The sequence below is a fragment of the Streptosporangium sp. NPDC050148 genome (assembly GCF_055586505.1).
The window spans coordinates 44,088-56,095 of sequence record NZ_JBVJIA010000001.1 but is presented as its reverse complement, the minus strand read 5'-3'; the positions used below and the strand labels follow the sequence as shown (position 1 = coordinate 56,095).

Annotated in this window: 11 protein-coding genes; 5 read left to right on the top strand and 6 right to left on the bottom strand. The window is 72.0% G+C overall.

From position 1 onward, the window contains the following. Window positions 1-29 precede the first annotated feature (29 nt). On the bottom strand, window positions 30-563 hold the full coding sequence (locus ACZ6RT_RS00270) for a rhodanese-like domain-containing protein (RefSeq protein ID WP_470151515.1): 534 nt from the start codon (window positions 561-563) through the stop codon (window positions 30-32). Between the two features lie 352 nt (window positions 564-915). Between ACZ6RT_RS00270 and ACZ6RT_RS00265 the strand changes: the two genes are divergently transcribed. The 5 genes from ACZ6RT_RS00265 to ACZ6RT_RS00245 all read left to right on the top strand — a co-directional run bounded on the left by ACZ6RT_RS00265 (window position 916) and on the right by ACZ6RT_RS00245 (window position 7,700). Beyond that, complete coding sequence (locus ACZ6RT_RS00265) at window positions 916-1,944, top strand: helix-turn-helix domain-containing protein (RefSeq protein WP_470151514.1); 1,029 nt, start codon at window positions 916-918, stop codon at window positions 1,942-1,944. Between the two features lie 1,467 nt (window positions 1,945-3,411). After that, window positions 3,412-3,552 carry a hypothetical protein gene (locus ACZ6RT_RS00260; RefSeq protein ID WP_344895932.1) on the top strand — a complete coding sequence of 47 codons (141 nt, stop codon included), beginning with the start codon at window positions 3,412-3,414 and terminating at the stop codon, window positions 3,550-3,552. Window positions 3,553-4,091: 539 nt separating this feature from the next. Next, window positions 4,092-5,477 carry a selenium-binding protein SBP56-related protein gene (locus ACZ6RT_RS00255; RefSeq protein ID WP_470151512.1) on the top strand — a complete coding sequence of 462 codons (1,386 nt, stop codon included), beginning with the start codon at window positions 4,092-4,094 and terminating at the stop codon, window positions 5,475-5,477. Between the two features lie 144 nt (window positions 5,478-5,621). After that, window positions 5,622-6,263: a hypothetical protein gene (locus ACZ6RT_RS00250; protein ID WP_399187097.1), complete on the top strand. Its 642-nt coding sequence runs from the start codon at window positions 5,622-5,624 to the stop codon at window positions 6,261-6,263. Window positions 6,264-6,452: 189 nt separating this feature from the next. Further along, entirely contained in the window at window positions 6,453-7,700 is a 1,248-nt protein-coding gene (locus ACZ6RT_RS00245) for a serpin family protein (protein WP_470151510.1), read from the top strand. Between the two features lie 67 nt (window positions 7,701-7,767). On the opposite strand, the gene ACZ6RT_RS00240 is transcribed toward ACZ6RT_RS00245, so the two are convergent. From ACZ6RT_RS00240 to ACZ6RT_RS00220, 5 genes are all read right to left on the bottom strand, one after another. Further along, the gene (locus ACZ6RT_RS00240; RefSeq protein ID WP_470151508.1) at window positions 7,768-8,601 is read right to left on the bottom strand and encodes an SCO6745 family protein; all 834 of its coding nucleotides are present in this window, start codon (window positions 8,599-8,601) and stop codon (window positions 7,768-7,770) included. Window positions 8,602-8,767: 166 nt separating this feature from the next. Further along, the gene (locus ACZ6RT_RS00235; protein ID WP_470151506.1) at window positions 8,768-9,508 is read right to left on the bottom strand and encodes an SAM-dependent methyltransferase; all 741 of its coding nucleotides are present in this window, start codon (window positions 9,506-9,508) and stop codon (window positions 8,768-8,770) included. 41 nt (window positions 9,509-9,549) lie between these two features. Further along, window positions 9,550-10,023 carry an SRPBCC family protein gene (locus ACZ6RT_RS00230; RefSeq protein ID WP_470151504.1) on the bottom strand — a complete coding sequence of 158 codons (474 nt, stop codon included), beginning with the start codon at window positions 10,021-10,023 and terminating at the stop codon, window positions 9,550-9,552. Between the two features lie 370 nt (window positions 10,024-10,393). Next, on the bottom strand, window positions 10,394-11,359 hold the full coding sequence (locus tag ACZ6RT_RS00225) for a diacylglycerol/lipid kinase family protein (RefSeq protein ID WP_470151502.1): 966 nt from the start codon (window positions 11,357-11,359) through the stop codon (window positions 10,394-10,396). Between the two features lie 68 nt (window positions 11,360-11,427). Beyond that, on the bottom strand, window positions 11,428-11,856 hold the full coding sequence (locus ACZ6RT_RS00220; protein ID WP_470151500.1) for a MarR family winged helix-turn-helix transcriptional regulator: 429 nt from the start codon (window positions 11,854-11,856) through the stop codon (window positions 11,428-11,430). Window positions 11,857-12,008: the final 152 nt, after the last annotated feature.

The window sequence follows — 12,008 nt, the reverse complement described above, 5'->3', positions numbered from 1 at the left end:
CGGTCGGCAGGACCTGGCCTCAGGACCGGTCAGCAGGCGCAGGAGACGCCGGAGACGGGCGAGGTGAGGGCGTCGGCCGGGCGGCTGGACACTCCCTGCGCCGTCTCGACGGGCTGTCCCTCCCGGGCCCAGTACTCGAAACCGCCCAGCATCTCCTTGACCGGGTGGCCCAGCTTGGCGAACTCCAGCGCGGCCCGGGTGGCACCGTTGCATCCGGGGCCCCAGCAGTAGGTCACCACGGTCGCGCCCGCGGGGACCACGGAGTCGCCGTGCTCGGCGATCAGCGCGGTGGGCAGGTGGACGGCACCCGGGATGTGGCCCTGTTCCCAGCTCTCCGTGCTGCGCGAGTCGACGACGACCAGGTCGGTGACGCCCGCGGCCAGGTCCGCGGCCACGTCGGCCGCGTCGGTCTCGAACGCCAGCCGGGCGGCGAAGTGCGCCAGCGCGGCGCGGTTGTCGGCGGCCGGCACCGCGGTGACGGCCGAGGGGGAGGCGGCGGGGGAAACGGCGGGCGCGGCGGTGACGGCCCCGGCCGGGGCGGAGGGGGAAGCGGTGACGGACATCGGCGACCTTTCATGGTGTCTGGTTCGTGCGGTGTCGCCCAGGCGGCCCGGAAGGACCCGTCCGGCGACGTTTCCGGGTGGTTCCTCTCGACGACGTCCCTCGACGACGTTCTCGGCGATGCTTCTCGGCGGCGCCGGCGATGGCGCCGACGCGCTCGACGACACTCCCGACGGCGATCTCGACAGCGATCTCGACGGGCGTCTGACGGTCCGGCGGCGTGCGACGCGGGTGCTCGGTCGGAGGACCCGGTGTCCCCGATCCGGGGCGTCATCCGCCGGATGAGGCAATGGTGCCGTGAGAGCGGCCTGCCCGAACAGTGGCGTGAATGCCCGTTACCGTTAATATTTCGCCATGCTGCTTCCACCGCCCACCCGGCGGCGCGTGCGCCCCGGTGTCTCCGTCCTCGCCTTCGACGGCATGAGCCCGTTCGAGCTGGGCTGCGTGGTCGAGGTGTTCGGCATCCCCCGCCCGGAACTGCGCGTGCCCTGGTACGACCTGGCGGTCTGCGCCGAGAGCCCCGCCGACCTGCGGGTCGTGGGCGGATTCACCATGCGGGTGGAGCACGGTCTCGACGTACTGGCCGAGGCCGGCACCGTGATCGTCCCCGGGGTGGCGGACGTCCGGGACGAGGTGTCCCCGCGGGTGGTCGCGGCCCTGCGCCGGGCCCACGAGCGGGGCGCGCGCGTCGTGTCGATCTGCTCGGGAGCGTTCGCGCTGGCCGCCGCCGGGCTGCTGGACGACAGGGAGGCGACGACGCACTGGAGGTACGCCGGTCTGCTCCAGCAGAGGTTCCCCCGGGTGAGGGTGGACCCGGACGTGCTCTACGTCGACGGTGAGGACGTGCTGACCAGCGCGGGCAGCGCGGCCGGGCTGGACCTGCTGATCCACCTGGTCCGCAAGGACCACGGGCCGGGCGTGGCCAACGAGGTCGCCCGCAGGCTCGTCATCCCTCCGCACCGGGAGGGCGGGCAGGCCCAGTTCATCCAGGCCGCGGTCGCACCGGTACGCGAGGGCGCCGCCGTGACGGCCGCGATGGCCTGGGCGCTGGACCACCTCGCCGAGCCCATCACGATCGCCGTCCTCGCGGAGGTGGCGCGCGTGTCACAGCGCACGTTCATCAGGCATTTCAAGCGGCAGACCGGGACGAGCCCGCTGCGCTGGGTCATCTCCCAGCGGGTCGCGGCCAGCCTGACGCTGTTGGAGTCCACCTCCGCGCCCGTGGAGGAGATCGCCTCCGCCGTGGGCTTCGACAGCCCGGCGACCTTTCGTCACCATTTCACCCGGGCGATGCGCACCTCCCCCTCGGCCTACCGGAGAGCGTTCCGCACGCCGGCCGAGCCCGCCGCCTCGAACCGGGAAATCACCACTCCCATCCGATGACGACACCAATGAACCTAATTCCGGTTTGCGGGAAATTAATGCACTTAGCGACATCATTAAAACAATGAGCCCATTGTAATTTATGTAGCGATTCATGTTTTCGTACGGCAAAGCGAGGTGCACCGTTCACCTAGTGTCGTCACCGGATTCGAGCAGCACTTCTCGCACTGTTCACCGAACGCCTCAAGAATGGCCGCGTCGCGTTTTCTATGAATACAGGCGGGAGAGAGAAGGCACGTGTCTACTTTCATGCAACGGACCTTTGCGGGCGGCGCGCTCGCCGGGGCCGTCCTTCTTCTGCACTCCCCTGTTCCAGTTTCGGCCGATTCGCAGCTTCTCGCCTCGGCCCAGGCCCGCCATGGCGGAATCAGCTCCACCAAGAGCACTACGGACCCGTGCCTTCTGCAGCTCACCGCCGTTTGTACGAATCTTGTCCCGGTGGCTCCGGTGGTTCGCGTCACCGGCGCGACTCCGGTGGTGCGCGTCACCGGCGCGGCTCCGGTAGTCCGCGTCAGCGATGTCGTGGCCACCGGAACGATCATTCACAAGGCGGCGCGCCCGACCGCGACCGACGGGAACTACATCCTGCTGTGCAGGTGGCTCGGTCTGCCGAGCTTCCTGTGCAAGCTTCCGGACGGGCTCCGCGGGCCCGCCGGTCCGAGGGGACCCGCCGGTCCTGCCGGACCTGAAGGACCCGCAGGCCCCGAGGGTCCCGCAGGACCCGCGGGTGCTGACGGTCTTCCCGGTCCCGAGGGTCCCGCAGGGCCTCCCGGGCCCGCGGGAGCCGACGGCCTCCCGGGCCCGGCAGGAGCCGACGGTCTCCCCGGACCGGAGGGCCCCGCCGGACCTCCCGGACCGGCAGGTGCTGACGGTCTTCCCGGCCCCGAGGGTCCCGCCGGACCTCCCGGACCCGCGGGAGCCGATGGCCTTCCCGGACCGGAGGGACCCGCAGGGCCTCCCGGACCCGAAGGACCCGCGGGACCGGCCGGAGCCGACGGCCTCCCGGGCCCGGCAGGTGCTGACGGTCTCCCCGGACCGGAGGGTCCTGCCGGGCCTCCCGGACCCGCGGGAGCCGACGGCCTCATCGGACCCGCCGGTCTTCCCGGACCGGAGGGACCCGCGGGGCCTCCCGGACCGGCAGGTGCTGACGGTCTTCCCGGACCGGAGGGTCCCGCCGGACCTCCCGGACCGGCAGGAGCAGACGGCCTCCCCGGCCCCGCCGGAGCCGACGGCCTTCCCGGCCCCGAGGGTCCCGCAGGGCCTCCCGGACCCGAAGGACCCACAGGACCGGCAGGCGCGGACGGCTTCCCCGGACCGGAGGGACCCGAGGGACCGGAAGGCCCCGCCGGGCCTGAAGGACCGGCCGGACCTGAAGGACCCGCCGGACCTGAAGGACCCGCCGGACCAGAAGGACCCGCGGGACCGGCTGGAGCCGGGACCGTCAGCGGTCCGGTCGACACCGTCCGCGTGACTCCCATCCAGGTCGTCGCGACTCCGGTGTACGGCACCTCGGTCATCGGCGTCCCGGTCCTGGGCGCCTCCATGGGGATCGGTAGCTCCATGGGGATCGGTGCCATGGGGATCTGCACCCCGGTGAAGATCTGCTGAGGTTCTTCCGGAACTTCATGGAAGCAGGCCGATCGGCGCGTCACGAGCCGAGGGATCGTTCCGGGGTCCTCCATCGCCGGAGAACCCCGGAACGATCGGGCAGGCGAGTGACGGCCGGGTGAAAGCGGAGAGGTGCGGGGCATCGTCGCCCCGCACCTCTCCCTTTGCTCTCCGCCCCGTGTCGTCAGGGCTCGTTCCTCTTCGCGCCCCCGCCCCGCCTCCGCCTCCGCCTCCGAAGATCCGGACGAAGATCGAGCCCGGCGATCCGTCCCGGGGACCGCCCCGGAACGGCACGCCCCCCTTTCCCCTTCGGTCCACCCCTTTTCGCCTTACGCCCTCACCTCACGAAACGTCGTCGCCCCGCACGGCACACCGTCCCGCGAAATCCACCGCTTCACGCATCGGCTTCACGAACCGACGGCGCCGGGTGGGAGAAGCGGAAACCCGCGATGGTCGTACCGATATGTCCCCTGGACAGGACCGCATTTTCCTACAACATTGGTGGGGTATCGGTTCCGGCCTCGAGTCAGGAGTTCACCGTGCCGCTCATCCAACCCGACCCCACCTTCTATCCCTCCGCCCGCGAGGCCATGCTGGCGCCTCGGGAGGGACTGGCCTACGTCGCCCTGTTGGACACGACCGGCGAGGAACGGCCCGACGGGCTCGCCACGATCGACCTCTCCGACGGTTCGATCGTCGATGTGCACGACATGTCCGTCCCCGGTGACGAACTCCATCACTTCGGGTGGAACGTGTGCAGCGCGGCCCTGTGCCCGTACGCGCCGCACCCGCACGTGGAAAGGCGTTACCTGGTCCTTCCGGGGCTCCGGTCCAGCAGGATCTACGTCTTCGACGTCAAGGACGACCCCCGGCGTCCCAAGCTCGTCAAGACGATCGAGCCGGAGACGATCTTCAAGAAGACCGGTTACAGCCGCCCCCACACCGTGCACTGCGGCACCGACGCCATCTACGTCAGCGCGCTCGGCAACGTGGACGGCGACGCGCCCGGCGGGGTTTTCACGCTCGACCACGACACCTTCGAACCGCAGGGCCGCTGGGAGGCCGACCGCGGGCCGCAACGGCTGCACTACGACTTCTGGTGGCACCTGGGAAACGACACCATGATCACCAGCGAGTGGGCCACCCCCAACCAGATCGAGCCCGGTCCGTCGCTGGAGCTGCTCACCGGCCGCGGGTACGGCCACCGGCTGCACGTGTGGGACCTGACCAGGCGCAGGCACCTCCAGGAGATCGACCTGGGCGACCGCCACCAGATGGCGCTGGAGTTGCGGCCCGCGCACGACCCGACCAGGACCTACGGGTTCGTCAACACGGTGGTCGACGTCGAGGACCTGTCCTCCAACATCTTCACCTGGTACCTGGAGGACGGTGTCTGGAAGGCCCGCAAGACGATCACGATCCCGGCCGAACCCGCCGACCCCGAGCTGCTGCCGGAGCCGCTCAAGCAGTTCGGCGCGGTACCGCCGCTGGTCAGCGACATCTCACTGACCCTCGACGACCGCATCCTGCTCGTCTCGGCCTGGGGCACCGGGGAGCTCAGGGCGTACGACGTCTCCGCCCCGTTCGCCCCCCGGCAGACCGGTTCGGTCAGGATCGGCGGGATCGTCGGGCGCGACGCCCACCCGGCCGCCCCGGACCGGGCACTGAACGGGGGCCCGCAGATGGTCGAGGCCAGCAGGGACGGACGGCGGGTCTATTTCACCAACTCGCTCTACCGCTCCTGGGACGACGTCTTCTACCCCGACGGCATCTCCGGCTGGATGGCGAAGGTGGACGTCGCCGACGACGGCGCGCTCACCCTCGACCCGGCCTTCTTCACCGACTTCGCCGCGGACGGCCGTCGCGCGCACCAGATCCGCCTGCAGGGCGGCGACTCCTCCTCCGACTCCTACTGCTTCCCCTGACCCTCACCACGTCCTCCCCCCGCCCCGGGTCCCGCTGTCCCGTCCCTCCCCGTCCCTCCCCGTCCCCGAGTCCCGTCCGCTCCCGGCCGCATCCGAGCCCGTCACCGGTCCCGGCCGTCTTCCCGTCCCTGTGAGGCGCGTCCGATGGATCTGACCCCCCTGCTCGTCGTGGCCGGGCTCGGCGCCTTCCACGGCCTGAACCCGGCCATGGGATGGCTCTTCGCGGTCGCGCTCGGCCTGCAGGAGCGCTCGCGCGCGGGCGTGCTGCGCGCGCTCCCGCCCATCGTGCTCGGTCACGCCGCCTCGGTGCTGGTCACGCTGGGACTGGTGTCGGCCGCGCGGCTCGCCGCCCCGCCGAAGGCGGTCTCGTACGGCGTGGCGGCCCTGGTGTGCGGTTTCGGCGTCTGGCGGCTGCTGAGGCGGCATCATCCCCGCCGGGTGGGCATGAAGGTGACCGGCCCGCAGCTCGCCGGGTGGTCGTTCCTGATGGCCACCGCCCACGGCGCGGGCCTGATGGTGCTCCCGGTCACCCTGGGCGCGGGGACCGGGCACGAGGGACACGGGGTCCACGGGGGCCACGGCGAGCACGGTGCCGCCGCGCTGGTCTCGCAGAGCCTGCTGGCGACAGGGGTGCACACGGTGGCGATGCTGGTCACGACCACCGTCCTGGCCCTGCTCGTCTACGAGCGGCTGGGGGTGGCGGTGCTGCGCAGGGCGTGGTTCAACCTCGATCTCGCCTGGGCCGTCGCCCTCATCGGCGCGGGCGCCTTCGCCGCGTTCGGCTGACGTCCCCGGCCAGGTGAACCCCCCGGACACCGGCGACGTCTCCGGCCACGTGAACCCGGACACCGGCGACGTCTCCGGCCAGGTGAACCACCGGGCCGCCATCGACCTCACCGGACACGCGAACCACCCGGCCGCCGCATACGTCGCCGGACGCGTGAACCACCCGGCCGCCGCATACGTTGCACAGGCATGCGCCGACTGTTACCCGCACTGCTGGCCGTCGCCGCCCTCTCGGCATGCGCCATGTCCAAGCCCAGCCTGATCACCGCGAAGGGGGTGAAGCGGCTGGTCCCCACGAACCCCCCGGTCGCGGAGACCGTACGCGGCCTGACGGCCTTCGGGCACTCGCTGCTCACGACCGCCGCGTCCGGAAGGCCCAACGTCGTCCTGTCGCCCCTGAGCATCGCCCACGCGTTCGGCATGGCGAGGGCCGGGGCCGTCGGAGCCACCGCCGACGAGCTCGACAGGGTCTTCGGCTTCCCCTCCGAGGGGCCGCACATCTCGCTCAACGCACTCACCCGGCAGATCGTCACGACCGACGACCCGCCCCCCGTCCCCGACCCGGACGAGGAACGGGACGCCCAGGACGGCACGCCACGTCCCCCGGTCGTAGGCATCGCCGACGGGCTGTTCGTCCAGGAGGGGCTGAGCGTCAAGCCGGACTTCCTGCGCACGCTCGCCGAGCAGTACGGCACGGGCGCGCACCAGGTGGACTTCACCGGGGACGCCACCGGGGTCATCGACGCCTGGGCCGAGGAACGGACGGCCGGGCGGATCACGAAGGTGTTCGACCGGCTGGACCCGCGGACCAAGCTGGTCATCGCGAATGCGCTCTACCTCAAGGCCGACTGGGCGACGCCGTTCACCGACCCGCCCGAGGAGAACGCCGCCTTCACCCGCGCGGACGGGACGACCGTGCGCGTCACCCTGATGCGCCGCGACGGCGCCGTCCCGTACGTGGCGGGATCGGGCTGGCAGGCCGTGGAGCTGCGTTACGCCGGCGACGAGCTGGCCATGTGGGTCCTCGTGCCGGCCGCGGGCACCACCCCCGCGAGCCTGCTCTCCCCCGCGGTGCTGGCCGAGGTGGCCTCCGGCCTCCGGGAACGGCCCGTACGGCTGGCCATGCCGCGCTGGGACCTCTCCACCACCATGGAGCTCGCGGAGCCGCTCGGGGCGCTGGGGCTGCGCGGGTCCGACTACTCCGGGATCGTCGACGGCGCCACGCTCTCCCAGGCGGTCCATCGCGCCACCGTCACGGTGGACGAGTGGGGGACCGAGGCCGCCGCCGTCACCGGTCTCGCCTTCCCGGTGATGGCACCGGCCCCGCCCGACGTCGAGGTCCGCGCCGACCGTCCGTTCGCGTTCGCGATCGTGCACCGGCCGACGCTGACCCCGCTCTTCCTCGGCCAGGTCGGTGACCCGTCCGCCCGGGAGTGACCCGTCCGGGAGTGAGGCGGCCGTCGAACCGAGGCGGCCGCCCCGGAGTGACGCGGTCCCGCCCGGCTCAGCCGGAGAAGGTCAGCAGGCCCGCGTCCACCACGGCCCGGCCGAAGACGCGGGCCTGCTCGGCCAGGCGGGCCAGTTCCTCGCCGGAGAGCACGGCGTAGGCGGGCAGCGCCAGCTCGTCGGTACGGTCCTCGATCCGCTGCCGGAGCGCCCTGCCCTCGTCGGTGAGCTCCTCGCCGTCCATCAGGCCGCGCTCGCGCAGCCCCTCGGCGGCGGCCTCCCACTCCTCCTCGGGCCACTCGCGGCTGAACTTGAGGAAGATCGTGGGCATCTGGCCCGTCGCGCCGTGCAGGACCAGCGCGTCCAGCGGGCCGACGCCCTCGGTCAGCAGGGCCGCCACGTGGGCGTCCCCGCGGAACTCGCGCAGCAGCGTCTGGGCGTGCCAGAGCTTCAGCAGCGGCTCGGACGGCCATGGCAGCGTCGCGTGCGCGGCGAACAGCGGGCGTCCCTGGGGATGGTCGCAGGCCCGCCGCGCCGCGCGGGCGGCCAGCTCCGCGGTCTCGTCCAGGGTGTCGATCTCGTGGATCCCGGCCCGGCGCAGTGCCGCGTCCGCGGCCTCCAGGCGGGCGTCGAGGATCTTCTCCGGGGTCGTCACCTGCCAGACGGCCGGGATGTGGCGCCGGACGAGCCCGGGGTGGAAGTTGTAGAAGGTCGCGATGACCAGCTCGGCGGAGGCGGTGCCGAAGGCCGCCGACCGGGAGGCGAAGTAACCGGCGCGCCCCTCCACGCCGAGCGCGGCGTAGCGCTCGGTGGCCTCGGGAACGAAGTAGATCATCCCGTGCAGGGGCTCCAGGCGCCGCCAGGCTTGACGGGCGAGCTGGACGTCGGTCATCTCATGCCTCCGGGCGATGGGCGGAACGGGTCGTCGTGCCCGGCCGGGGCCCGGGCCGTCCAGCCCGCGCCGGACGAGGCCGACGACCTCGTCCCGCGCCCGCGGGTACATCCCCGTTGACCGACCGGCCGGTATCAAGGAACCTATTCCTACCCGTCGGTAGCCGTCAACGAGGTCGCACCACGAAGACCCCCCAGCCGAGATGGCGCCTTCCGTACTCGACGTGCGTGCGCCGGCAGCACTCCAGGAAGTCGCGCACCCCCTCGACGTCGGGGTCGCCGGGGTTGTCGCGGAGCCAGTCGCTCAGCGTCCACCACTGGCTCGCCACGTAGCGGTCCCAGCTGTCCCCGTCGGCGAGGACCATCTCCAGCACCTCGACCCCGGCGGCCTCGAACCTGTCGATCGTGCCCGCCAGCGAGGTGAAGTCCTCGGGGCCGAAGCCGAACGCCTCGTAGGCGCCCTCCGGCGGCTCGGAGTCCCAGTACGGCTCGCCGACGAGCAGGATCCCGCCCGCGCGCAGTGCGGGGAGCATCAGCTCGACCGTGCCGGCCAGGCCGTTCCCGATCCAGGTCGCCCCCAGGCAGGAGACGACGTCGAACGCGCCGGGCTCGGCCCGGTAGGCCGCGGCGTCGCCCTTCTCCAGGCGCACCCGGCCGGCCACCCCGAGTTCCCCGGCCCTGGCGCGCCCGGCGGCGAGGAAGACGTCGCTGATGTCGACCCCGACCCCCTCGATCCCGTACGCGAGGGACCACTGGCAGAGCATCTCCGCCTTGCCGCAGCACAGGTCGAGCAGGCGGTGCCCCGGCCGGAGCCGGGCGATCTCCCCCAGCAGCGCCAGCTTGTCGTGGGTGAACGGGTTGAGGATGCGGTGCCCGTCCTCGGCGATCTCGTGAAAGCGCAGTGACATGACCGCCATGCTTTCCCCGCACGCGACCGCGGGACAACCGGTTATCCGCGGGTCACCGCCGGTCCCGCCCGGGGAGGGTCAGGTCCGGGTGCCACCAGGTCGCTCAGGCGGCGGAGGTCCTCCTGGTACTTGCGCCTGAGCGCGCGGCGCAGCAGGGGCGCGCGCAGGCGGTGCAGACCGGAGAGCCCGACCCTGAGCCGCAGGGTCACCCGGCACCGGTCCTCGGCCAGCGGCACGACCGACCTCTCTCCCTCGGCGTCGATCCCCGAGGTCATCCGCCAGGCGAACTCCGTGCCCGGGACCACCCGGGTCACCTGGCCGCCGGTGCGGTAGGCGCGGCCGTGGAAGCTGATGACCTCGTCGGTGGTGGTACCCGGCACGACCGGGCCCGGGGGGTCCGGCGCCATGGTGGTCACGCCCGCGCGCCAGCGGGGGTCCTGGCCGAAGTCGGCGATGATGCGCCATATCTCGGCCGCGGGGTGCGCTATGTCGACCGACACGTGAAACTCGATCACAGCTCGTACACGATCCCCGTCAGGCGCTCCGACCCGGTGCGGCGCCGTCGCCGGACGGCGCCGTCTCGCCGGAGGGCGGCGGACCGGACCCGCCGGGGACGGCCTCGGATCCCGCCCGTCCCCGACGGGCCGCAGTGGTCACCGCCCCGCGCGCCGGGGACGCCGGCGTCCGTCCAGCGACCACCGGTCATCGGCCCGTTCGCTTCCATCACGCGAAAATATCGACAAACCATACCGAATGCGTATTTGTTATGAATATTAATGAAAAGAGGGGATCTGCCTGCGCGGCCGGGCGCCCGGGAACCCCCGGAACGCGGCCGTCACACGCGCCGGATCCGCACGCTCCTCGCGTCCCGCCAGGGCCGATCGCTCAGGGGCGCGCGGCGTCGGCGGGCTCGCCGGTGCCCGTCGTGGCGTCCGGGTTCTCCGAGGCGTCCGTGGTCGCGGGGACACGGATCGTGATGCCGGCCGGTACCACCTTGGCCTTGAGCTCGGTGACGGTGCCCTTGGCGCCGCCGTCCAGCTCGTAGGTCATGGGAGCGCCGAGCTTGGCCGTTATCTTGCGCGCCCGGGTCATCCGGACGAACGGCGAGTCGTCGGACCTGCCGGTCGTCATCCGGCCGAGCACCCGTGCCCACTGGATCGGCCCCTTGGCGGTCGTCACACCGACCTCCAGCCACCCGTCGTCGGGGCGCGCGTCGTCGAACGCCTCGATCCCGCCGGTGATGGTGCCGACGTTGCCGAGCAGCAGGCAGCTCGCCTCGCCCTCGAACCACGGCACCCCGTCGATCCGGACGTCCATCTGCACGAGCTCGCCACGGATGTGGCGCAGGCCCGTCCAGACGTAGGCGGCGCGCCCCAGGCGGTCCTTGAGACCCCGGTCCGCGTCCTTGATCATCGCCGCGTCGAACCCGACCCCGGCCATCACCGCGAAGTGCTCGCCGTTGACCTTCCCCAGGTCGAGCTTGCGGCTCTCACCGTGAAAGGCGATGTGCACGGCCTTGGGGAGGTCCTCCGGAATGCCGAGGTTCTGCGCGAAGAGGTTGGCCGTCCCCGCGGGCAGGATGCCGATCGTCACGCCGGACTCCGCGAGCGCGTCCACACAGCGCTGCACCATGCCGTCGCCGCCCCACACCAAAACCAGGTCGGCACCCTCCTTGAGGGCCTTGCGCGCCTGCTTCGGGGCCTTCTTGCTCTTGGGCACCTCGTACCAGAGCAGCTCGCCGACACCCTCGTCGGCGAGCAGCCTGCGCAACTCGTCCAGCCCTCCGCCGAACGTCTTGCGCTGATGGGCGACCACCGCGACCGTGCCGACCTTCTGCTTCCGGGGGACCATCTGACCTCCTGTAGCACCACGTCGGATACGTTCTCGGCTGCCCTCACCCCCCGGCGGCAAACATCGCCTCAGCCGGCCGGGCCCGCCAGGAGCCGCCTGAGCATGTCCCGCAGGAGCAGGCGGTCGTCTCCGGAGAGCGCGAACAGGGAGATCGCCTGCGCGTGGCCACGCGACCACAGGACGTCCCTCCTGCGCGTGCCCTCCTCGGTGAGCACCAGGAGTTTGACCCGGCGGTCGGAGGGGTCGGGCCGGCGGGTGACCAGGCCGCGACGTTCCAGGCCGTCGACGATGCCGGTCACGTTCGACGCCTCACAGGACAGCCAGTCGGCCAGCTCGCGCATCGGGACCGGGTCCCGCAGACGGGCCAGCGCCAGCGCCTGGGCGGGGGGAAGGTCCAGCTCCGCCGCGGTCGCGTTGAACTGCGCGCGCAGGCGTCCCGCGACCTGGCCGACCAGCTCGGTCAGCTCGGCCACGACGGGATCGGCATCGGCGCTCATGCCCCGATCGTACCTTCCCCTTCAGCAGGTTGATTGTTGACATCCTTAACCTCTTGGCGGTGCGCGCGCCGATGGGTTCACTTCCCCGGAGTCCCCGGGCGCGGATTTCGAGTCGTCCCGGGGTGGGATACCGAAGTCCCTGAACGACCTCC